General features: G+C 60.0%; 16 protein-coding genes and 4 pseudogenes. 11 read left to right on the top strand and 9 right to left on the bottom strand.

Annotation, left to right across the window (positions count from 1 at the left end):
• The first annotated feature begins 36 nt into the window (after nucleotides 1-36).
• From BSE24067_RS03055 to BSE24067_RS03070, 4 genes are all read left to right on the top strand, one after another.
• On the top strand, nucleotides 37-1,362 hold the full coding sequence (locus BSE24067_RS03055; protein WP_151062358.1) for a glycosyltransferase family protein: 1,326 nt from the start codon (nucleotides 37-39) through the stop codon (nucleotides 1,360-1,362).
• 51 nt (nucleotides 1,363-1,413) lie between these two features.
• Nucleotides 1,414-2,451 carry a GDP-mannose 4,6-dehydratase gene (gmd, locus tag BSE24067_RS03060; RefSeq protein ID WP_151062357.1) on the top strand — a complete coding sequence of 346 codons (1,038 nt, stop codon included), beginning with the start codon at nucleotides 1,414-1,416 and terminating at the stop codon, nucleotides 2,449-2,451.
• A 309-nt stretch (nucleotides 2,452-2,760) separates the two neighbouring features.
• Nucleotides 2,761-4,029 carry a capsule biosynthesis protein gene (locus BSE24067_RS03065; RefSeq protein WP_151062356.1) on the top strand — a complete coding sequence of 423 codons (1,269 nt, stop codon included), beginning with the start codon at nucleotides 2,761-2,763 and terminating at the stop codon, nucleotides 4,027-4,029.
• Between the two features lie 479 nt (nucleotides 4,030-4,508).
• A complete protein-coding gene (locus tag BSE24067_RS03070; RefSeq protein WP_151062355.1) occupies nucleotides 4,509-5,672 on the top strand; it encodes a porin in 1,164 nt (387 codons plus the stop codon).
• A 178-nt stretch (nucleotides 5,673-5,850) separates the two neighbouring features.
• On the opposite strand, the gene BSE24067_RS03075 is transcribed toward BSE24067_RS03070, so the two are convergent.
• Nucleotides 5,851-6,693 (bottom strand): FkbM family methyltransferase, encoded by an 843-nt coding sequence (locus tag BSE24067_RS03075; RefSeq protein WP_208455042.1) that lies wholly within the window; start codon nucleotides 6,691-6,693, stop codon nucleotides 5,851-5,853.
• 651 nt (nucleotides 6,694-7,344) lie between these two features.
• On the opposite strand from BSE24067_RS03075, the pseudogene BSE24067_RS33050 reads away from it, so the two are divergent.
• Together BSE24067_RS33050 and BSE24067_RS03085 are read left to right on the top strand one after the other, a co-directional pair.
• Nucleotides 7,345-7,548, top strand: a pseudogene (locus BSE24067_RS33050) (3-(3-hydroxyphenyl)propionate hydroxylase); the annotation flags it as partial.
• 1,193 nt (nucleotides 7,549-8,741) lie between these two features.
• Entirely contained in the window at nucleotides 8,742-9,341 is a 600-nt protein-coding gene (locus BSE24067_RS03085) for a recombinase family protein (protein WP_151062503.1), read from the top strand.
• A 92-nt stretch (nucleotides 9,342-9,433) separates the two neighbouring features.
• Here BSE24067_RS03085 and BSE24067_RS03090 read toward each other — a convergent pair whose 3' ends face one another.
• Nucleotides 9,434-10,066, bottom strand: coding sequence for a response regulator (locus tag BSE24067_RS03090; RefSeq protein ID WP_151062502.1), 633 nt, complete (start codon nucleotides 10,064-10,066; stop codon nucleotides 9,434-9,436).
• Between the two features lie 278 nt (nucleotides 10,067-10,344).
• Here BSE24067_RS03090 and BSE24067_RS03095 point away from each other — a divergent pair, with 278 nt between their 5' ends.
• A complete protein-coding gene (locus tag BSE24067_RS03095) occupies nucleotides 10,345-11,451 on the top strand; it encodes an ABC transporter substrate-binding protein (RefSeq protein ID WP_151062353.1) in 1,107 nt (368 codons plus the stop codon).
• The gene (locus tag BSE24067_RS03100) at nucleotides 11,438-13,273 is read left to right on the top strand and encodes a sensor histidine kinase (RefSeq protein WP_244130456.1); all 1,836 of its coding nucleotides are present in this window, start codon (nucleotides 11,438-11,440) and stop codon (nucleotides 13,271-13,273) included. The genes BSE24067_RS03095 and BSE24067_RS03100 overlap by 14 nt, the downstream gene beginning before the upstream one ends.
• Before the next feature lie 31 nt (nucleotides 13,274-13,304).
• Here the strand turns inward: BSE24067_RS03100 and BSE24067_RS03105 are convergent, their stop codons facing one another.
• Together BSE24067_RS03105 and BSE24067_RS03110 are read right to left on the bottom strand one after the other, a co-directional pair.
• The gene (locus BSE24067_RS03105) at nucleotides 13,305-14,633 is read right to left on the bottom strand and encodes a glycosyltransferase family protein (protein WP_151062352.1); all 1,329 of its coding nucleotides are present in this window, start codon (nucleotides 14,631-14,633) and stop codon (nucleotides 13,305-13,307) included.
• Nucleotides 14,634-14,745: 112 nt separating this feature from the next.
• Nucleotides 14,746-15,336 carry a recombinase family protein gene (locus tag BSE24067_RS03110; protein WP_151062500.1) on the bottom strand — a complete coding sequence of 197 codons (591 nt, stop codon included), beginning with the start codon at nucleotides 15,334-15,336 and terminating at the stop codon, nucleotides 14,746-14,748.
• A 1,197-nt stretch (nucleotides 15,337-16,533) separates the two neighbouring features.
• Here BSE24067_RS03110 and BSE24067_RS32880 point away from each other — a divergent pair.
• A pseudogene (locus tag BSE24067_RS32880) lies at nucleotides 16,534-18,432 on the top strand (ESPR-type extended signal peptide-containing protein); the annotation flags it as partial.
• Here the strand turns inward: BSE24067_RS32880 and BSE24067_RS32265 are convergent.
• The 4 genes from BSE24067_RS32265 to BSE24067_RS33170 form a co-directional block, all read right to left on the bottom strand.
• Complete coding sequence (locus BSE24067_RS32265) at nucleotides 18,357-18,722, bottom strand: hypothetical protein (protein ID WP_151062351.1); 366 nt, start codon at nucleotides 18,720-18,722, stop codon at nucleotides 18,357-18,359. The pseudogene BSE24067_RS32880 and the gene BSE24067_RS32265 sit on opposite strands and share 76 nt — an antisense overlap.
• A gap of 90 nt (nucleotides 18,723-18,812) precedes the next feature.
• Complete coding sequence (locus BSE24067_RS03130) at nucleotides 18,813-19,061, bottom strand: hypothetical protein (protein ID WP_151062350.1); 249 nt, start codon at nucleotides 19,059-19,061, stop codon at nucleotides 18,813-18,815.
• A 438-nt stretch (nucleotides 19,062-19,499) separates the two neighbouring features.
• Nucleotides 19,500-19,841 carry a hypothetical protein gene (locus BSE24067_RS33165; protein WP_254600347.1) on the bottom strand — a complete coding sequence of 114 codons (342 nt, stop codon included), beginning with the start codon at nucleotides 19,839-19,841 and terminating at the stop codon, nucleotides 19,500-19,502.
• A 159-nt stretch (nucleotides 19,842-20,000) separates the two neighbouring features.
• Nucleotides 20,001-20,696 carry a hypothetical protein gene (locus tag BSE24067_RS33170; RefSeq protein WP_174904688.1) on the bottom strand — a complete coding sequence of 232 codons (696 nt, stop codon included), beginning with the start codon at nucleotides 20,694-20,696 and terminating at the stop codon, nucleotides 20,001-20,003.
• A 52-nt stretch (nucleotides 20,697-20,748) separates the two neighbouring features.
• Between BSE24067_RS33170 and BSE24067_RS33175 the strand changes: the two are divergent.
• Nucleotides 20,749-20,835 (top strand): annotated as a pseudogene (locus tag BSE24067_RS33175) (hypothetical protein); the annotation flags it as partial.
• A gap of 29 nt (nucleotides 20,836-20,864) precedes the next feature.
• Here the strand turns inward: BSE24067_RS33175 and BSE24067_RS33180 are convergent.
• Nucleotides 20,865-21,113, bottom strand: a complete 249-nt coding sequence (locus BSE24067_RS33180; RefSeq protein WP_151062347.1) for a hypothetical protein — start codon at nucleotides 21,111-21,113, stop codon at nucleotides 20,865-20,867.
• A gap of 103 nt (nucleotides 21,114-21,216) precedes the next feature.
• Here BSE24067_RS33180 and BSE24067_RS33185 point away from each other — a divergent pair.
• Nucleotides 21,217-22,089 (top strand): annotated as a pseudogene (locus BSE24067_RS33185) (hypothetical protein); the annotation flags it as partial.
• Between the last annotated feature and the right edge of the window lie 14 nt (nucleotides 22,090-22,103).

Genomic DNA, 22,103 nt, shown 5'->3' on the forward strand with positions numbered 1-22,103 from the left:
AGGGGCGAGCGGTTTTCATCTGCACGCGACAAAAAAATGAAAGAAAGTAAGCCACGACTCGCCATTATCAGCACCCACGACGATCTGTGCGGCATCGCGAGCTACGCCCGTGCGTTGGTGCGGCAGCTTTCGCCGAATTTCGACATCGTGGTGTTCGATCTCGATCAGTATATTTTTCGGCATACCAGCCGATATGTTCGAAAGATGGCGGACAAGGAAATCGAACGAATCTGCAAGGAAATCCGTGAATTCGATTGTGTGAACATTCAACTCGAGCATGGAATATTCGGCAAGAACAAACGTGATGCGTATAAGCGAATCTGCAAGGTCATCTCAGCCGCGCCGGCGCTGTCGATCACGTTCCATACCGTGTTTGACGGCGCCGCCGTCGATTGGAAGGCGGTGAGGCAGGAACTGGGGCGTTTCAACGTTTATGCGGCGTGGTCGATAGCGATGGGTTCACGGTTCGAGAATACGTTGCTGGGTGCCGGTGTTTACCAGGCGATACGTCGTGCACAACGGACGAAGAAAGTCAGCGTGGTCGTCCATACGAAACGCGATCACCGGACGTTGCGCGTCATTGAGCGAATCAAGAACGTCTACGATCATCCGCTCGCCTATTATTCGCGCGACGAGGCCGCCGAATACGCAAGAGCCGCGCGCCGCGACGAGTTCCCGTTGCTGAAGAACTGCGGCGAGGACGTCGTGCTGCTTGGGTGCTTCGGCTTTACGGGAACTTATAAGGGAATCGACACGGCGTTGCGCGCGCTGCATCTGCTTCCCGAAAACTATCACCTTGCGATCTTCGGTGGCGTGCATCCTGAGGCGATCCAACGTGGTGTCGCGCTCGACCCGTACGTCGCCGAGCTTCTGCAGATCGTCAGTCCCGGCCGCAGCTGGCTGGATGACGTGAAAGGGGAGTCCGCTAAAGCGGTCAACCTGAATGCTTCGATCAGCGAGTTGCTCCAGTTGGCCGATACACCGCACGTAAAGGATATTTCGCATCGCACGCATTTCATGGGGCCTATGACCGACGACGAGATGCCTCGCGCGATGGAAATTTGCGATGCGGTGCTGCTGCCTTATCTGGAGGTGGGACAGTCTGCATCCGGGCCGATGTCGATGGCAGTGAACCTGAACCGGCCAGTCATTGCGACACGGACGAAGACGTTCCTCCAGTTCTGTCGCTACTACCCGGGGCGAGTGTCGTTATTTGATATCGGCAATTACCTTCAGTTGAGCCAGATCATCAGAGCCGGGGCATTCAGCCCACCGTTGCGCGGCGCCGACGATCCGGTACCTGGAACGGATTCGAATATCGTGGCGTATTGCAAAGCACTCTTCCTCGATCGGGCAGCATGACCAGCGTCAACCGACATTAACTTGATCACCGTGTTTGTGGGAGCACAGAAAATGAATCGTACAGCCATCGTAACGGGCGTAAGTGGGCAGGATGGCGCTTATCTCGCCAAGCTTCTTCTGGAGAAGGACTACATCGTCTACGGCACCTACCGCCGAACCAGCTCGGTCAATTTCTGGCGCCTCGAGGAGCTTGGTATTGCCGATCACCCGCGGCTGCGTCTGACGGAATACGATCTGACGGATCTTAGCGCGAGCATCCGCCTGATGGAAACGAGCGAGGCGACGGAGGTGTACAACCTGGCCGCGCAGAGTTTTGTCGGAGTGTCGTTCGAGCAGCCGATCACCACGGCCGAAATCACCGGTATCGGGCCGCTGAATTTGCTCGAGGCAGTTCGGGTCGTCAACCCGCGCGCCCGCTTCTATCAGGCAAGTACGTCGGAAATGTTCGGCCGCGTGCAAGCTGTGCCGCAGAAGGAGGACACGCCGTTCTACCCGCGCAGCCCATACGGTGTGGCCAAGCTGTTCGCACATTGGATGACGGTCAACTATCGGGAAAGCTACGGCATTTTCGGCAGCAGCGGCATCCTTTTCAATCACGAGTCGCCGCTGCGTGGCAGGGAGTTCGTGACGCGGAAAGTGACTGACTCGATGGCGAAGATCCGGCTTGGCAAACTGGATGTGTTGGAGCTCGGCAATCTCGACGCGAAGCGCGATTGGGGTTTTGCGCAGGAGTATGTCGACGGCATGTGGCGCATGCTGCAGGCAGACCAACCGGATACCTATGTGCTCGCGACGAATCGTACCGAAACGGTGCGGGACTTCGTGACGCTCGCGGGCAAGGCGGCGGGTTTCGAACTGGCGTGGAAGGGGGAGGGTGTGCACGAGGTTGGCATCGACCAGCGCACCGACCGGGTCATCGTTCGTATCAACGCGAAGTTCTATCGCCCTGCCGAGGTCGACCTGCTGATCGGAGATCCGTCACGCGCGTTGCTCGATCTGGGCTGGAAGCCGACGACTACGCTCGAGCAACTGTGCCAGATGATGATCGAAGCCGACTTGCGTCGCAATGATGCAGGTTTTTCGTTTTGACCGGTCACTGAGTCAGTCGTGCCATTCCACCGAGCGACCTCGATATGGCTGAGGCTACGTGGAGGACGGAACGCGGGTTCGATTGGAATCGCGTTGTCACGCCGGGCGGAAAGACTCTGCTGGACGTAACGCGCTAGCTGGAATCTTTCATGCGAGCAAGCCGCCCACGCGCACGTCGCGCGTGGGCGCCTGAAGCTCGAGTTGATCGGAGCCGCCTCGATGAGTTCGAGTGTTGTCTCCACGCTTCCCAGAGTTGCATCGGATCTCCTGTTCGCACGTTGCGCACTGGGATGTAAGGAGTATCGTCGTATGCTGCCCGAAGGCTGGCTGTCGTTTTACGACAAGAACATATTGCTGCTGCAGGGGCCGGTCGGCCCGTTTTTTGCCAAGCTCTGTCGAACGTTGGTGCGAACCGGTGCGCGCTCGGTTCATAAGATCAACTTCAACGGTGGCGACTGGCTGTTCTATCCGCGCGACGCCGTAAGCTACCGTGGCGCTGCGCATGACTGGCCGGCCTTCCTCGATCGTATCCTTGCCGAGCGGAACATCGATACGATCATGTTGTTTGGAGACTGCCGCCCATTACACATGATGGCGCGACATCTTGCCCGGAAGCGCGGTATCGACACGTGGGTGTTTGAAGAGGGCTACGTTCGTCCTGATTTCGTGACTATGGAACGGGGTGGCACGAACGGGCATTCGAGCCTGCCGAAGGACGCCGAGTTTTATCGGATGCTCCCCGAGCCGACACCCAGGGAAGAGTTCACCGTCGGGAATTCGTTCCCAAGCATGGTTGTGTGGGGCGGCCTGTATGGCGCGGCGGCGTGGATCGCTCAAGGATGGTTTCCGCGGTATTGCCACCATCGACCATTGACCCCCGTCGACGGTGCCAAATGGTTGCGCGCTGCCTGGCGAAAGATCGTCTATCGGCTGCACGAGCGAGGGACTCTCGACTATCTGACCGGTTGCAAGACGCGTCAGTATTTTCTCGTCTCGCTTCAGACCGCGATCGATGCTCAGATTCGTGTGCATTCACGATTCGCCTCGCTCGAGGCGTTCATCGATGACGTTATTCGTTCGTTCGCGGCACGTGGTGTGGAAGCCTACGACCTGGTATTCAAGCATCATCCGCTTGATCGCGGGCACACGGATTATCGAAGAGCCATTCAAGGGGCAGCCGAACGATACGGGGTCGCGAGCCGCGTTTTGTACATTCATGATCAGCACTTGCCGACCCTTCTGGCGCACGCCGCCGGCCTTGTCGTAGTAAACAGTACGGTCGGCTTATCAGGCATTCATCACGGATTGCCGGTCAAAGCACTCGGAAAGGCGATCTACGATATTCCGGGCCTGACGTTTCAGGGTTCGCTCGACAGATTTTGGGCGGAGTCCGCTTCGTTTCGGCCCGATATGGCGCTGTACGGCCGGTTTCGGCGCTACGTGATTGATCACACACAGCTCACCGGAAGCTTCTACGTAGGCGACATCGTCAGCGTCGTGGACCGTGCCGATCTAAGCGTCGACGACTGGCAGGCGAAAGGGCCGTCCGCGCAACAGGATGCCGGTGAAATTGCGTGACCGACAAGTACACGAACATCGTCCGGCTCTACACGAATCGATTGATCGAAACTAGAGGCGCGGTTTTTCAGACGAACCCGTCTCGCAATAGCTGTCGAGATTGACCGCTTCATCGTGATAGATGGAGCAAGTTTGCGGCGCGCTGCCACGTGGGTCCGGATCTTCGAGATCTTCCGCCATAGAAAAAAGAGTCCGCGGCAACGCGTGATGCCGCGGACTTAACGGGGAACATCCACGAGAAGCATGTCGCAATCTGCAACGTGCTACCAGGATCCGAAGGACTCTTTACTTCGGACCAGTGAGTCTAGCGGTGGTAAGAGCGGAGTTTTATAAACAAACGTCAAGATTTGACGGTTTGTAGGAAAACTGACGTTATGCAGCAACGTCGGCTTCGACATCGAAGGCGACTTTGATAGCATGGCGCCGCTAAAGCAATTGGCTTGGCGAAACATAAATTCTGCTTCGGAAACCGAATCAATATGAAAAAGACACTCTTCGCAATTGCTGCTATCGGCGTTTTCTCGAGCGTTGCGCACGCACAAAGCTCCGTCACGTTGTACGGCGTCATCGACGAAGGTCTGAGCTACACGAGCAACGTCGCGACGTTGGACGCGAACGGTAGCGTGAAGCGCAGTCACGTGATCGCGTTGCAAAGCGGCGTGCTGCAGGGTAGCCGCTGGGGCCTCAAGGGCAAGGAGGATCTGGGTGGCGGCCTGAACGCCGTGTTCCAACTGGAGAACGGCTTCAATGCGAGCAACGGCGCATTGGGACAAGGCGGCCGGATGTTCGGCCGTCAGGCGTACGTCGGTCTGTCGTCGGAGAACGCCGGCACGCTGACGCTGGGCCGGCAGTACGACTCGGTCGTCGACTACCTCGGTCCGCTGACCGCTAACGGCAGCTGGGGCGGTGCGTTCTTCTCGCACCCGTTCGACAACGACAACACGAACAATTCGTTCCGTATCAACAACTCGGTGAAGTATACGAGCGCGAACTATGGCGGCCTGCAGTTCGGCGGCATGTACGGCTTCAGCAACTCGACGCAGTTCGCTAAGAATCGCGCATGGAGCCTGGGCGCGCGCTATGCCAACGGCCCGCTGACCGTGGCCGCGGCCTACCTCGATCTGAAGAGCGCGGAGACCACCAACGTCGGCGCCGAAACCGACGGCACGCCGTTCACCGACTTGCTGAGCGGCGTTGCCACCGCCGCGGCGGGCCGGCCGGTCAACGTAGCATTTCAAAAGCAGCGTACGGGCGGTATTGGCGCGAGCTACGCCTTCGGCCCGGCGACTGCGGGTGTGATGGTCAGCGAGTCGTTGATGCAGAACCCGATGTCGCACTTCCGGTTCCTGAACGCCGAAGGTAACGTGCAGTATTCCGTTACGCCGGCGCTGTCGCTGGGTGCGATGTACGACTACACGCGTATGACGGCCGGGGTGAATGGGTTCCGCGCCGGCGGGAACTTCCATACGATCGGCCTGATGTCCGACTACTTCCTGTCCAAGCGCACGGACGTGTACGCGCAGGCCGTCTATCAAAGGGGTTCCGAGAGCACGCGAGGCCTGGTGGGTGTCGTCGACGCAGGCGGCTATTCGTCGGGCAAGTCGCAAGTGGCCGCGCGCGTTGGCCTTCGTCACAAGTTCTAATCGCGTGACGACGTAGCGGAACCGCTGAGCGTATTCCGCCAGCAGTGCAGCCCCTGACGCGCGATCGCGCATCAGGGGCTGTTCAATTATGGGCTCGAGCGAATGGAGTGAAGGCGTTCCGAAAGTAAAGACAGGCCTGAGCGAGATGCATGGTCCGGCGATGTGCCGCCAAAGCCAATCAGTCGCGGCGTGCGGCCAATGGATGAAAGGTGGCATCGACAATCGCTTCACAACCGTCGGGCGAGATGGCGAACTCTCGTGGCAGGCCGATCATATTGAAAGTCGCCAGACCCGGATAGCGGTTGACTGCGTTGCCGCTGAAATTTTGCGGGTTGAACAGCGGGGTGATGTGCCACCACAGGTGATAGTTTTGCCCCCACAGATATTCGATGAGCTTCGGCGACTGGTCTACCCGGTCGTTTTCGACATACAGAACAGGTCGGTGATTCGTGAGGATTTCCTGGGCACCCTGTAATACCTGCAGTTCGAACCCTTCGACATCGATCTTCATGAGGCGAATGTTGCACCCGCGCGCGATGTCATCAAGCCGCACGCAGGGCACTTCAATCCCGGAGGGCGTTACGCCCGGCCGAAGCGATACTCCACCGAAATTTCCCGGTTGCCGGTAGTTCGGGCGTTCCAATCCGATCGTACCCGGTTGCTGAGCGCACGCGAAAGGCCACGCCGTAACATTTTCCACGGCATTCAACGCGAGATTTGCGCACAGGTTCTGAAAGATGAACGGCTGCGGCTCGAAGGCGATTACGTCGGCACCTACCGCCTTCGCTGCCTTTGCGAGAGCGACGGTTTGACTGCCAATATTGGCACCAACCTCCAATACCGTACCCGCACGGTCTATCCATCGCAGCAGGAATTGGGTTTCAAGTTCACAGTATTCGCCGTACTCGATGAGTGCTTGGCCGATATACGTGTCGTAGCGGTTCGCGAGCATGGTTCCGTGTCGCGCGTTGACGAGAATGTAAGGATCTGCAATCTGCACTGTCTGGCTGTTTTCGTTCATCGAGAACTATCCAACTCTGGGATAACCGTCAAGCGATGGGGTGTCGTTGCGGTCAGTTAATAGGAATCCATATTTTATTGCATCTCAATATCGAAATGCACGTCCGGAAAAACCAGCGCGGACCAGTCGGGCGCAGAACGCGAACAACCGAAGGAGCCGAGGAACGGATTCAGGCAAGCGTCGCCGGACGTACCCGTGCTCAACAATTGTTAAAACGCGGAGCAATCGGACCCTTCGGTAGACGTACATCGATAAAATCGTACTTGCCTTCTTTGGTCAAAGAGGCATTGCAGAGGGAGAGAGGGAGAGCCGTCCGCTGGGACGGCTCTCACTTTTTACTTGCGTCGGCCAGTGGGCTTTGCCATCCGGTTTTCGCAACGAGGGCGGGACGAGGAAGAAGATCGTATCCGCGATCGGGTTTTCCTGATGCCGAACCGCAGGCGTTCACTAGTATTTCTCAAATGATCCGAATCGATCCAGGCTCGGCGGCTCGCCGCCAAACGAGTCGTTGTATCTACCATGAAGCGGTACCTGAAAGATCGGTAAATTAATCGGCTCGTGCCCACGCCAGTTCGGCAGCATTGTTCGTTGCCCGATAGCCCTGCATGCCCCCGTGCCGCTTGAACTTGCGGCTAACGGCGGATGAAACCGATCGGCGCGTTTCTTGGCCGGGATAGCGTGCGCGTGCCTGTCGATGACAGGGCGGCGGATCTTCATCGCGTTGCGTGCGGTCGCGCCGCTCTGGTTCGGCGAGTTCGGGTGCATGATGCGCTTGGAAGCATCGATGGCCATCCGAAGTTTCTGACGTTCTATCAACCCAACCTCGAGCGATGCTTGCGTGCCCGACTGACCGCGCAGGTTCCAGTCGCGCTCCCGCAATAGCTCCGACGCCGACGAGATATAACTCGATGATGTCCGTGTGGGAGCCTGGCTCTGTATTTGCCCACTCGATTTGCCCGAGCAACGTCCGGGCAGCACACGCAAAGGTTTGCCCAATTTTGGAGCCGGTGCCGCGCTAGCATCATGCCGAGCGCGCTGTTGGCCGTACTTTCCGGTCTCGCCGTTGTATACGAGCGTTGGTCGCTTTGGTCCGGTGGTGACGCTGCTCGGAGCGCCGCTCTCGGCGGCGGGGCCTGCCGCGCTATCCGCATATCGTCTGGCCGCAGCAGCAATACATCATTGAGTAAACGTGATGATCCGGGAGTCCTGTCAGAAAAAGGCGGCATCCGATTGCGCAGGCGCCATCCGTCATTTTTCGTCTGGCTCGATACGACGGGACAATTTTTTTATATTGCTTCGATGATATCAGATCTGTAAATCGCGCCGCGCCTACATGTCGATAAGCGGATGTGATGCGGTACGTGCAAATGTCCATGATCAGCTTTGGTGCTGCGGACGGAACCAAACGGATATTCGATCATGAGAAAGTCGCTTGCGCATGCGTAATGTTCGTAATATTGCGGAAACTATTTTTATGTGTCGCCCGGACGCCGCGGAGTCCGTCTATATAAATTCACTTATAAAATTTGTATTTTATAAATAGATCGATTAAATGCATTTTTCACCGTGGACCAATCGCTGCCATCGGGGGGTAGCCGGCCCCCACACCCGTCTCGATGACGCGTCATCGTTCGTCGGCCGGCGGTATCGGCCGCAAGGCGGCTTAGCTCGTCTCTGCCGTCGGTTCGAGCGGCATGGAATTATGAATGTGCAGCGACTCATATTGGGAGTCGATTGCTCAGCTTTGGCAACGCGTTATATTGGTAATGTTTTGTAAACTACGTGGAATTTTCCGCATTCCGATTAAGGATTTTCCTACAGAGGAGGTAGGATAATGATCAATTATCTATAGGTCGATCAGCGATATTTGTCGATTGGTTCAATTTTTGCAATAGTTAACAATGTGATCGATGCTGATCGGGATACTCTTGTGGCGTCGATCAGCTGAAAAATAAATGAGATCCGAGGCCGGTTCGATATCCGGAAAATAATTATATGGCGCTCGATTATTAGGAAAATGATTGATTTGTGGATTGGGGGATGGCGAGATGCAGGCGGTTGGCAGAAAAATAGGATATGCGCGAGTGTCGACAGATGAGCAGCATCTCGATATGCAAATGAAGGCACTGAACGCCTTCGGATGCGATGTGACGCACTTCGACAAGGGCATATCCGGTGCACGGTTCGATCGGCCAGGGCTGCAGGCCGCGCTCGAACAACTGGCCGAGGGTGACACGCTCGTTGTCTGGAAGCTCGATCGCCTCGGACGGTCGCTGGGTCACCTGGCCAATATCATGGGTCAGCTGGACAAGCGGAAAATCCGCGTCGTTTCTCTAACCGAATATATCGATACACGTTCGTCAAGCGGCCGCTTTACGTTCCACATGCTGGCGGCGCTTGCGGAATTCGAGCGCGGACTGATCAGCGAACGGACGCGCGCAGGCATGGCTGCGGCGCGTGACCGCGGCAGCCGTATCGGCCGTCCGAAGGTATTGAGCGCGGCGCAGCGCGCGGAAGCGGGGCAGCTGTTGGAGAGCTACTCGCCGTCTCAGGTGGCGAAGCGATTCAACGTGCATCGCACCACGCTAATGCGGCACATCAAGGTGCAGCAGACGGAAAGCGAGCAAGAGGCCGATCACGGATCCTGATCGATCGGCAAGATTCTTCAACAGCATCGATCAAGGCGTCAGGCGCCCGCCGTTTCCACCGCGGGCCGGCACGCATCGCTGGCCGCGATTTTTCAACTCACGCAAATATTGTGTTTGATCGCATAACGAATCAGTTCTGCGTTGGTGCGGATCCCGAGCTTCTGCATCAATCGTAGCTTGTGCGTGCTGACTGTTTTGGCGCTCAATGAAAATTCGGCAGCAATTTCGTTGATGGTCTTGCCCGCCGCGAAACGTTGCAGCACCTGCCGCTCACGCGCGGACAGCCGGTCGTCTTCGGCAGTAGAAGTCGCTGGCGCATCGAAGACGATGGTTTCCACCAACTGCGGATCAATGAAGCGGCCACCGGCGGCGAGTCTTCGAATCGCCCCGATCAGCACGGGCGGATCGCTGTATTTCGTGACATATCCCGATGCACCGGCACGCAATGCGTGCGTCACGGTTTGCGGATCGTTGTGAACGGTCACGACCAGGATGGGCAGTGTCGGGTAGGCGGCTCGCAGCGATCGGATGAGATCCTGGCCGGAGGTGCCCGGCATCGACATGTCCAGCAGCAGAACGTCGATCGAATGCGTCTGCAACCTCTCGAGTACCTCCGCGGCGTTCGCGGCTTCGGCAACGACGACGATGTCGGAGGTCGTCGCGAGTATCTGTGTGATGCCGCCGCGAACGATCGCATGATCGTCGGCAATCAGCGTATGAATCAACATAAGGACTTACAAAAAAGTGCAGGAGTGCTGCATGGGCTTCGGTCACGGGGCCTGACTGCTCCCGCTGATCGCCCCCGAGACTTCATGCGGCACGTTCGGTCGTCGTCGGGTACCTCCCGAATTGTAAAACTATTTTTTAACAATTACGTTAACGGATATGCTTGCACGTCCGACGCAAGCCGAGCTCGTGCCGAGGCTCACGTCAAAAAAACGGGGAGACATCTATTCGTCGGGTATGCACCGTGCCATGTGACAGTTTTTTGACAAGACGGCGCATGCTGCTGACAGCGGCGGCCTCTGCACCCACACTCAAAGTCGGAGCCGTTCCGGCCGTACCCAGCGCGCCGCGCGTCGTTTTTCTCAATCCGGGAGAATCGACAGAACGGGGCAGCGGAAGGCAATGGCAGTTGGTCAGTCGCTTCATGGCCGCGGCCGCGAAAACGTTCGCGATGGATCTGGAGGTGCAATACGCGGAGCGCGACCATCTGCTGATGTTGCGTCAGGCAGAGGCGTTGGCGTGCCGCGCGGCGCCGCCGCATTACGTCGTGCTCGTGAACGAGAAAGCGATGGCGCCACGCCTGTTGCACGTGTTGCACGGCTTACAGTCGAAACTGCTGGTCATACACAATGACGTGACCGAAGGCCAACGGCTGGAAATCGGCAACGAGCGGGAGCGTATTGCGAACTGGATCGGCACCTTGACGGCCGATGCATCGAGCGCCGGCTATCGGCTGATGGAATATCTGACCGAACGTCAGCCCAATGGCCGGCCGCAGGTCGTCGGTATCACCGGAGATCCGAGTACGCCGGTGTCGATGGAGCGCGCGTTTGGCGTTCAGCAGTGGCTTGCGCGCACACCGGCCGCAAGAATGAGCCAACTGGTCTATAGCGACTGGACGTTCGGCGACAGCTATGAAAAGACCCGCATTTTGCTGAAGCGATATCCGGGAACCAACGTGATCTGGGCGGCGAACGATGCGATGACGCTAGGCGCGAAGTCCGCGCGCGATGTGGCTGGTTCCGCTGCGGTGGTCGGGGGAATGGGAGCATTGCCCGAGGCGCTCCAAGACGTGATGCGCGGCGGGGTGTCGGCCATGATGGCGGGCGACTACTTCATCGGCGCATTTGCGATGGTACTGCTGCACGACTATCACAAGGGCCATGATTTCGCAGCTTGCGGCAATCCGCGCGTGCAGCTGGATTTCTTGATGCTGGTCAATCGCGGGAACGCGTCGTCGTATTACGACCTTCTGTTCGCCGGCCAGGGCGATCCGGATTTCAGCATCTTTTCCAGGGCCGGCTGCACGACGAGAGCCGATTACGACTTCAGTATCGAGCGGCTCCTGAGCAATATGAGCAAGTCTTCCGATGTTCCATCTTGACAGATTGATCCGCTTCTACCCGTCTGGTCTGCAACGAAAGCTGATGCTCGCATTCTTTGTGCTGGTAGTCGTGGTGGGTGGAGTAGGAGGATATGCGCTTACGGAGCACGAGAGGACCGTGCATACCGAGATGCTGGAGACCAAGGCGACTCGTGTAGCGGACTTGCTGTCCATCGCGCTCGAGCCGCCACTCTGGAACGTGGACCGGCAGGCAATCGCCTCGCTGCTGGCGGCCCTTGCCTCCAATCCGGAGGTCGCGGAATTGACGGTAACGAGCGTTGACGTCGGCGTCGTGATGTCGGTCCAGCCCATTGCGTTCATCGACCCGAGCGACACGATCGTCCGAACCAGGGCTGTTTTTCACAAGGCATCAGGCGCTGCTCCTGCAGAAAAACTGGGCGAAATCCGTGTGGTCTTGTCGAAGGCCAGCGTCAAGGAGCAGATCCGGCATGCACAGACCACGCTTCTCGCTGCGATGGTATCTCTCCTGCTGGGCCTCTATGCGTCGGTGTATTGCCTGTTAAAGCGTACGGTGCACCAGCCGGTTGCCGAACTGATCGCGACGGTCGATGCAATCTCGGGCGGCAATCTTGCCGCGCGAAGCGCGGTTGCATCGGCTGATGAACTCGGCGAACTTGCGAACCGAATCAACATGATGGCGATCAGCCTGCATCAGTCGACCGTTCGCCTCACGGAGAGCGAAAGGAAGTATCGGCGCATTTTCGAGAACGCGATCGAAGGCATGTTTCTCATCGATCGCGAAGGGCGCATGAGCGACGTCAACCCCGCCATGGTGCGGCTGCTCGGGTACCGATCTGCCGACGAAGTCATTCACGGGAATCCGGTGTCGGGGCAGCCACCCGCGTTTACGCCATGGCAGACCCGATATCTTTTTTCGACCGCATATGAATCGGGAGGAATCGTCGGGCTCGAAATGGAGTTGTGGAAGCCAACCGGCGAGCCGATATGGGTAGAACTCAACGCGTGTATCGTCGCGAACGAACACGGTGAGTCGGAGTGCATGGAGGGCATGCTGGCCGACGTGACGGCACGCCGCAGAGCCCATGAAAGCCTGCGTCTGCACCATGCCGAACTGAAGCGGGAGAATGCGGAGCGCAAGCGGGCAGAGCGCGAGCTGATGGCCTCACGGGAACAACTGCGCCGACTGTCCGCGCACATGGAATCGATCCGCGAGGAAGAGCGCAAGCAGATCGCGATGATGATTCACGACGAGCTCGGGCAGATTCTCACCGCATTGAGAATCGACCTTTCGCTGCTCAAGGAGCGCGTGGGTCCGGAATGCGAGGAGCTCTCGACGATCGAGCAGATGCGGGGTCTGGTCGACAAGACGCTGCGGATCGGTCGCGATATCGCGAGCCATTTGCGACCGGCCGCGCTCAATTTCGGACTGGCCTCGGCGCTTGAATGGCTGGCGTCGGAGTTTTCGCGTCGCGGCTCCGCGCACTGCCGATTCATCATGAGTGGCGCGGAGCCGCAGCTAGCGGATTCGCAGGCGACTGCAGTGTTCCGCATCGCCCAAGAGGCGCTGACGAACGTTGCACGACACGCCGATGCGACGCAAGTCGAACTGCGACTGACCGGCCTCAGAGCCGGGCTGGAGCTCGCGATCGTCGACGATGGACGCGGATTCGACCCGTCCGTTGCAAGCAAGGGCGGTTCCTATGGCCTGCTCGGCATGATGGAGCGCGCTCGTCTGTTGGGCGCGGACCTGAACATCGAAAGTGACGAAGGGCGCGGGTCGGCGATTTACGTCAAGTTGGAGACGAAATTCGTCGCCCCGATGCTGAGCGATGCGTCGTGAATTCGGGCCGGAATGACACTTCACGGCCTGATCATTCGGTACGGCAAAGTCTTTCCCGCTCATCGTGGTCCATCATCAGTGCACGCATCTGGGTCCACATGCCGAAGTAGTGGACGATGAAGCTATCTTGCCGACGGAAGAACCATGGAGTATTGATTTCGAGTGGACTCCGGATGTCGTCTGCGTCGAGTAGCCCATGCGACTTCATCGCGGCAATGAAGTAGTACTGGTCGCCGTTGCCCGTGTACACGCCGGAGCGGTCGGGCAATGCGTTGATCGTGTTCATCAGGTCGGCCAGCATCGCGAGGTTCGGCTCCGTCCGTCTGAAACCCATGACCCCCGAATTGAACGGCCATTGACCGATGTCGCGCGCCAGCATGCAATCCGCGCCTTCGAGTAGCGGCTCGATGCGCATTTCGTGATTTCCGATCAGCACGTCCGCGTCGAGCCAGATGACCCATTCGTGGTGCGCCAGATACGCATGAAGCAACCATGGCTTGAGCCAGTTGCCCGTTCCCGACAATCCGATTTCGGGCGGAATCTCGCGGTGCACGTAGAGCGTGTGGCCGTGGCGTTCGCAGTACTGGCGGAAGTTCCCCTCCGCGATCTGCGCATATGAACCGATCTCCGGCGTGTAGAGCGTCACGAACGCGATCGGTCGGCCTGGATTGAACGTGCTGCGTGTCTCGGCAGGTATTCCGGCGGACCAGTCAAATGCGAACGCGGAGCGGCCGTCCGCTTCGTACGCAGCCAGATGGTGGAACAACGTATCCCTGAAGCGCGGGACGACGCCCATTTCGACGGGCGCGTGTGCTTCCTCTTCAATACTGATCGCGAAGGTCGGCACGACGGACCAGCGCGGATCGATATTCGGTCCTGTGTACATTGCCACATACGTACCGTCGACTGCGGCGTGCCACGACACGTAGTCGAGTTGCGCGAGCAGCGCCGATTCGCCCGGGAACGGTTGTCCGCCGAGCCGGCAGTGCGCCGCAATTTCCGAAATGCGCTGACGGGTTACCGCGGTGTTGCGCCAGATCTGGACGCTGCCTTGCGGTCTTCCCTCCGTCGTTGCGATCAGCAGATAGTCCCGGTCATCGATCATGCTGTTCAGCGGGAGCGGTCGCACGATCACCGCGTTTTCCGTCAGAACGAGCACGACATGGCCTTCAGGCGCACCGTTCAGCATATTGAGCAGGTATTCGTACTTGTGTAGCGCCTGTACCTGTTTTCCGCGCGGTCCGTCGCGAGTGTCGAGGATCTCGTGGCGGTACCCGTGTTCGCTTGCGTACCGCGCGTGATTGGCGCCGGCATGTGGCGACGATTCGCGGAAAAAACTCAGCACGGTGCATTGAGTCATGTCTGTGGCTCCTGGGCGATACCTGCGCGACACGCCAATGAAAAAAGAGCGTCGCGTTTCCAGTGTCAACAACAAAGAGAAAAACGAATGGCACGCGATGACGGTAGGCCGGTCAGTCCTTGTTCGCCGCGCCTTCGGATGCCTGTAAGGATTGCGTTTCGCCCGAAAGCGCTCGCTTGAGCGTCCGCGGATGAACGTTGAACTTTCGCGCGACGTCCGACACCGGGCGCGTCTTCAATAGTGCCGCGGCCTGCCTGCATTGCGCACGCGATAGAAGCGGCTTGCGGCCCAGGCGCTTCCCGTGCTCGCGCGCCGCGTGCATGCCCGCACGCGTGCGCTCGCTGATCAGGCGCCGTTCGAATTCCGAAAGCGCGGCCATCATATGGAACATCAGGACGCCGCCGGCCGAAGACGTGTCGATCGATTCGGTAAGCGAAACGAAGCCGACATCCTGCTTGCCGAGATGGCTGATCAGCTCGATCAGCTTCGCGAGCGAACGGCCCAGCCGGTCGAGCCGCCACACGACGAGCGTATCGCCGCTCGACAGTGCGGCCATTGCTTCGTTCAGCCCGGGGCGCGAGAACTCCGCGCCCGACACGCCCTGATCCGAGTACAGCACCTCGCATCCGGCGCGGAACAATGCGTCTTCCTGAAGCGCCAGATTCTGTTCATCGGTCGATACCCGTGCGTAGCCGATCTTCATTCGATCGGCACCGCGAAGAATGCTGCGTGTCGTTCCTGGCCGAGCCGGACGGTGGCGCGTCGTGCGGGGCTGGGTGGTGCGGTTGCCGCGAAGTCGAAGCGAGGCTGACGAGCGAAGTACTGCATGGGGTGGCGCGAAGAGTCGGTAAAGATTCGATGAAGCGACGTGTGCCGGCCGTAGGCTAGTTGTCATCAAGGTCAAGATGATTGCCGGCAGACGTGGGTCAAACGGCTTGTTTGATGGCAAGTGTCAAAACTTGCAAAGGCCCGTGCATTGTATTGGACAAAAGGGAACCCTTTTGTCACCCCCTCTTCGCACCCACCGAGCGCCCGTCAAACCGCGCTTTCTTCGACCCTCAAATATTTTTTACCAACTTTGGCACAAAGGTTCCCTTTTGCACAGCCTCATTGCACGCGCCTGAATCGATCTGGATGCGGGGTTCGGGATTTGGCGGGCGATGTCGTGCGTGCGCGCCTCTCTTGATCATGATCAACGACGTCGGTGGCCACGAGGCAGCTGGCGCACATGCTGGAAAGATCGCAGGGCGCGGGATTTCGTGCCGCTAGCGAACGGGGAGGACCGATGAGTCATGGTTCGGGGGTGCGGAAGTCGACAAGTCGCGAACGCTTTCGCGCGATAGTCAATGAAGAAGACTTCCTGCGCGAGATGGTGGCTGCGGTGGCTTGTCCGTTCGACGGGCTGGCTCCGGGAACGCCGGAGGCTGTCGAATCGGCTGTGGAGCACTTTCGAGCAGCTGTCCATTTGCTTCTCAAACGCTATTTCGGAAAAGACTCGGCCGCAGCGGTCGAGGCTTATGACGCCGGCGTCGCGATGGGGATGTTCGGTGAGCAATCTGCTATCGCTGAGGGCCTTCGTTCACGTCGATCTGCGCAATCTCCTCGAATATCCCGTCGAAGCGATTCGTTTCAAGCGGTCTTGGCAGGCGGGTGTCTGCACGGTCGGTGCGTCAGGGAGTGGGGTTTGCGGCAGCTGTAGATCGTATCGAAGCGATTTCTCAGTAAATATTGCTGGTTGTATCAGGAATGCGAATTAACCATAAATGAGGCGGTAGGGAGGAATTCGACGTGAAAAAGATCTATCGAATCGCCTAAAACAAGCTGCCGAGATTTTTGTGGCGGCATTCGGCATTGCGATGCGGCGAGCGCCGTGCGCGGATATTTTTGAGTAAGGTGAGCTATGAATAAGATATATCGCACCATCTGGAATGAAGCGCTCGGCGCATTCGTTGCGGCGTCTGAACTTGATAGCGCGAGCGGGAAAGGGCGAGGAGGGATGGCGTTATCCGTCTGCGATGGACGCGCCCAGAGACCCGAAGACGGCGGAGAAGGACAGGCGCATATCTCGCTTAGCGCCGTTTCGATTGCGGTGGCCGTCGCGTTCGGGGCGGGCATGCTTCATTCGGACGACGCTGCGGCTCAAGTTGCAACGACGCTTGCCGGTTGTTCCTCAACGACTGGTGGTGTCGCGTCGGCGAATTCCTTCTACAGCATTGCCATAGGTTGTAAAGCAACGGCGAGCGGAACAACCGCAACGGCAGTTGGGTATTCGTCAACGGCGAGTGGTACATCCTCGTTGGCGCTCGGAGGTTCTTCGACTGCGTCTGCTACGAACGCATTGGCGGTTGGCAACGGTGCGACGGCCTCCGCTGGGAACGCAGGGGCAGTCGGCCCGTCTTCGACCGCGGCCGGGGCCGGATCGTATGCATTGGGCGTCGCAGCCCGGTCGCTGGGCCAACAGGCGCTCGCTATTGGGAATCAAGTAACGGCGTCCCAGTACAGGTCAGTCGCGTTAGGCCCATTTGCCACATCAGCAGGGAGCTCATCGATTGCCCTTGGGGATACGGCAGTCGCAGCCGGGAGCTCGTCGTTGGCATTCGGACAATCGGCGATGGCATCAGGTCTCAGCGCAACAGCGATCGGGTTGAACTCCACAGCATCCGGTACAGATGCAGTGGTACTTGGAGTCGGATCAACTGCGTCTGGAGATTTCTCGGCCGCCATTGGCACTTCTTCTACCGCTAGTGCTCCAGCCAGCTTCGTATTCGGTATGTCGAGTACTGCTACGTCGCAGTTTGCGGTGGTAGTAGGTACGAACAATCAAGTGACGGGTGATTTCGGAGTCGCCGTCGGCGATGCGGTCTCCGCGACGGGAGCAGGTTCGGTTGTAGTTGGGAATCGCTCGCTTTCTTCTGGCTTTCGCGCTACGGTCATCGGCAATGCTGCAACAGCAAGTGGGGGCTACTCCGTTGCGGTTGGAGCTAGCGCAATCGCTTCGGGAACGCAGGCGGCGACTTTAGGATTCGGCGCGGTTGCTTATGGAGACAATTCGCTTGCAGGCGGTTCGAATTCCGTCGCTGGCGTGAGTGGCAGTACCACGATCGTCAACGACGTCGCACTTGGCATGGGTGCGTCTGCGGTTGGCGGAAACTCAGTTGCGTTAGGCGCGACTACTACGGCTACAGCTGCGAATGCCACGGCCCTTGGTAATGGCTCACAAGCGCTGGCAGCTTCTACCGTCGCGCTGGGTGATAGCAACACCGCGGCGGCTACTGCGGGTCAAGGCTCGATCGCCGGTGGCTACAAGTCCACGGCATCGACGGGCCTGGGGGCGGTTGCACTGGGTTATCAGCAGACCGCATCGGGCAATGGTGCGGTGGCGATTGGCGACCCGAACACGGCAACCGGCAACGGTGCTGTTACCGTCGGCGCGAACAACACTGCGACCGGCGACGGTGCAGTAGCGCTGGGCAATGCAAACGTCGCAGTCGGCACGGGTTCGCTCGCGCTCGGAAACGTCTCCACAGCCACCGCGGCAGGGGCGATTGCCCTCGGGAATGGCGCGACCGCGGCCACGAGCGCAGGCGACGTGGCGCTCGGGTCGGGTTCCGTCACTGCAGCAGCGAACCCGACGTCGAGCTCAACGATCGGCGGTCAAACGTACTCGTTCGCGGGCACGACGCCGACGAGCGTGGTGAGCGTGGGAGCGGCAGGCGCGGAGCGTCAGATCACGAACGTGGCGGCCGGCCGGATCAGCGCGACGAGCACGGACGCGATCAACGGCTCGCAGCTGAATGCAACGAATCTGGCGGTCAATTCGCTGTCGACTGGTCTGTCCTCGACGAATAGCAGCATTACGTCCTTGTCGACTTCCACCTCGACGACGGCTAGTTCCTTGTCAACCGGTCTTTCGGCGACGAACAGCAACGTGACATCGCTGTCGACCTCGACGTCGACGACGGCAAGTTCGCTGTCGACGGGTTTGTCGACGACCAATAGCACGGTGTTGTCGCTGTCCACGTCGAACTCGACCGCAGCCAGCTCGCTGTCGACCGGCGTGAGCTCGCTGTCCACGGGACTGTCGACCACGAACAGCAACGTGTCGTCGCTGTCGACGGTGGTCTCGGCTACGCGTACCCACTACTACAGCGTGAACGACAACGGCACGCAGGGCGGCAATTACAACAACAACGGCGCGACGGGCGTGAACGCGCTGGCCGCCGGCGTGGGTGCAACGGCAGCCGGTGCGGCCGGTGTCGCGGTGGGCAACAACGCGAACGCGGCAGGTGCGAACACGGTGGCACTGGGTTCGGCCGCGACGGCGACGAACGCCGGTGACGTTGCGCTGGGCAATGGCTCGGTGACGGCTGCGTCGAACCCGACGTCGAGCGCGACGATCGGCGGCCAGACGTACTCGTTCGCAGGCACGACGCCGTCGAGCGTGGTGAGCGTGGGTGCGGCAGGTGCCGAGCGTCAGATCACGAACGTGGCAGCAGGTCGCGTCAGCGCGACGAGCACGGACGCGATCAACGGCTCGCAACTGAACGCGACGAACCTGGCGGTCAACTCGCTGTCGACGTCGACATCCACGACGGCTAGCTCGCTGTCGACCGGTCTGTCGACGACGAACAGCAACGTGACATCGCTGTCGACGTCGACGTCGACGACGGCCAGCTCGCTGTCGACGGGACTGTCGACGACGAACAGCAGCGTGACATCGCTGTCGACCTCGACGTCGACGATGGCCAGCTCGCTGTCGACGGGTCTGTCGACGACGAACAGCACGGTGTCGTCGCTGTCCAGCACGGTGTCGGGCAGCAAGACGCACTACTACAGCGTGAACGACAACGGTACGCAGGGCAGCAACTACAACAACGACGGCGCAACCGGCGTGAACGCGCTGGCGGCAGGCGTGGGTGCATCGGCAGGCGGCACGAGCGCGACTGCCATCGGCAACAATGCGCAAGCGCAGGGCGCTTCATCGCTGGCGCTGGGCAACTCGAGCTCCGCGGTAGGCACGGCGGCGCTCGCGCTCGGCAATGGCTCGATTGCCGGCGCCGATGGGACGATGGCGTTCGGAACGGCCGCCAGCGCCGGCGCGCAGAACGGCATCGCGATCGGCACGAATTCGATCGCGTTGAACGCCGGCGACGTTGCGCTCGGCGCGAATTCCGTCACGTCGACGTCCAACCCGACGTCGAGCGGCACGGTCGGCGGATCGGTCTACAACTTCGCCGGCACGAATCCGACGAGCGTGGTCAGCGTCGGCAACGTCGGCGCAGAGCGACAGATCACCAATGTCGCGGCGGGGCGCATCACCCCGTCGAGTACCGATGCAGTCAACGGTTCGCAACTTTATGCAACCAATCAGGCAGTGAACAAGCTGTCGACCTCAACGTCGACCACGGTTAGCTCGTTGTCGACTGCAGTGAGTTCGCTGTCGACGGGTCTGTCGGCGACGAACAGCAGCGTGACGTCGCTGTCCACGTCCACGTCGACCACGGCCAGCTCGCTGTCGACTGGCGTGAGCTCGCTGTCCACGGGTCTGTCCACGACGAACAGCAGCGTGACGTCGCTGTCGACGTCGACGTCGACGACGGCCAGCTCGCTGTCGACGGGTGTGAGCTCGCTGTCCACGGGTCTGTCCACGACGAACAGCAGCGTGACGTCGCTGTCGACGTCCACGTCGACGACGGCCAGCTCGCTGTCGACCGGCGTGAGCTCGTTGTCCACGGGGCTGTCGGCAACGAACAGCAGCGTGACGTCGCTGTCGACGTCGACCTCGACGACGGCCAGCTCGCTGTCGACGGGCGTGAGCTCGCTGTCCACGGGTCTGTCGGCAACGAACAGCAGCGTGACGTCGCTGTCGACGTCGACGTCGACGACGGCCAGCTCGCTGTCGACGGGCGTGAGCTCGCTGTCCACGGGTCTGTCCACGACGAACAGCACCGTGACGTCGCTGTCGACTTCGGCTTCGACGGGCATTTCCTCCGTGTCCACGGCCGTCAGCACGCTCAACGCACAGGCGGTCAAATACGACGTGAATCCGGATGGAAGCGTCAACTACGGTAGTGTGACGCTTGATCCGGGCGGCACGGCTGCGCAGCTCCACAACGTGGCGGCAGGCACCGCCTCGACCGATGCAGTCAACGTGTCTCAGCTGAGTACCGTGGTCTCGAGCAGCAAGACGCACTACTACAGCGTGAACGACAACGGCACGCAGGGCGGCAACTACAACAACGATGGTGCGACGGGCGTGAACGCGCTGGCCGCCGGCGTGGGTGCAACGGCAGCCGGTGCGGCCGGTGTCGCGGTGGGCAACAACGCGAACGCGGCAGGTGCGAACACGGTGGCACTGGGTTCGGCCGCGACGGCGACGAACGCCGGTGACGTTGCGCTGGGCAATGGCTCGGTGACGGCTGCGTCGAACCCGACGTCGAGCGCGACGATCGGCGGCCAGACGTACTCGTTCGCAGGCACGAATCCGGCAAGCGTGGTGAGTGTCGGCGCGGCGGGTGCCGAGCGTCAGATCACGAACGTGGCGGCCGGCCGGATCAGCGCGACGAGCACGGATGCGATCAACGGCTCGCAACTGAACGCGACGAACCTGGCGGTCAATTCGCTGTCGACGTCGACCTCGACCACGGCCAGCTCGCTGTCGACCGGTGTGAGTTCGCTGTCGACCGGTCTGTCAACGACGAATAGCAGCGTGACATCGCTGTCGACGTCAACCTCGACGACGGCTAGCTCGCTGTCGACCGGTCTGTCGACGACGAACAGCAACGTGACATCGCTGTCGACGTCGACGTCGACGACGGCCAGCTCGCTGTCGACGGGACTGTCGACGACGAACAGCAGCGTGACATCGCTGTCGACCTCGACGTCGACAACCGCCAGCTCGCTGTCGACGGGTCTGTCGACGACAAACAGCAGCGTGACATCGCTGTCGACCTCGACGTCGACGACGGCCAGCTCGTTGTCGACCGGCTTGTCGACGACAAATAGCACGGTGTCGTCGCTGTCCAGCACGGTGTCGAGCAGCAAGACGCACTACTACAGCGTGAACGACAACGGCACGCAGGGCGGCAACTACAACAACAACGGCGCGACCGGTGTGAACGCGCTCGCCGCCGGCGTGGGTGCCACGGCAGCCGGTGCGGCCGGTGTCGCGGTGGGCAACAACGCGAATGCGGCAGGTGCGAACACGGTGGCGCTGGGCTCGGCCGCGACGGCGACGAACGCCGGTGACGTGGCGCTGGGCAATGGCTCGGTGACGGCTGCGTCGAACCCGACGTCGAGTGCGACGATCGGCGGTCAGACGTACTCGTTCGCGGGCACGACGCCGTCGAGCGTGGTGAGCGTGGGTGCGGCAGGCGCTGAGCGTCAGATCACGAACGTGGCGGCTGGGCGGATCAGCGCGACGAGCACGGACGCGATCAACGGCTCGCAGCTGAATGCGACGAACCTGGC

This window comes from Burkholderia latens, assembly GCF_902499045.1.
Taxonomy (GTDB): domain Bacteria; phylum Pseudomonadota; class Gammaproteobacteria; order Burkholderiales; family Burkholderiaceae; genus Burkholderia; species Burkholderia latens.

What these genes read in the sequence shown, in the direction of transcription:
- BSE24067_RS03065 (WP_151062356.1), top strand. Translation starts at nt 2,761, where the DNA reads ATGCTGCCCGAAGGCTGGCTGTCGTTTTACGACAAGAACATATTGCTG.
- BSE24067_RS03100 (WP_244130456.1), top strand. Translation starts at nt 11,438, where the DNA reads ATGTTCCATCTTGACAGATTGATCCGCTTCTACCCGTCTGGTCTGCAA.
- BSE24067_RS03085 (WP_151062503.1), top strand. Translation starts at nt 8,742, where the DNA reads ATGCAGGCGGTTGGCAGAAAAATAGGATATGCGCGAGTGTCGACAGAT.
- BSE24067_RS03070 (WP_151062355.1), top strand. Translation starts at nt 4,509, where the DNA reads ATGAAAAAGACACTCTTCGCAATTGCTGCTATCGGCGTTTTCTCGAGC.
- BSE24067_RS03075 (WP_208455042.1), bottom strand. Translation starts at nt 6,693, where the DNA reads ATGAACGAAAACAGCCAGACAGTGCAGATTGCAGATCCTTACATTCTC.
- BSE24067_RS03105 (WP_151062352.1), bottom strand. Translation starts at nt 14,633, where the DNA reads ATGACTCAATGCACCGTGCTGAGTTTTTTCCGCGAATCGTCGCCACAT.
- BSE24067_RS03055 (WP_151062358.1), top strand. Translation starts at nt 37, where the DNA reads ATGAAAGAAAGTAAGCCACGACTCGCCATTATCAGCACCCACGACGAT.
- gmd (WP_151062357.1), top strand. Translation starts at nt 1,414, where the DNA reads ATGAATCGTACAGCCATCGTAACGGGCGTAAGTGGGCAGGATGGCGCT.
- BSE24067_RS03095 (WP_151062353.1), top strand. Translation starts at nt 10,345, where the DNA reads ATGCTGCTGACAGCGGCGGCCTCTGCACCCACACTCAAAGTCGGAGCC.
- BSE24067_RS03110 (WP_151062500.1), bottom strand. Translation starts at nt 15,336, where the DNA reads ATGAAGATCGGCTACGCACGGGTATCGACCGATGAACAGAATCTGGCG.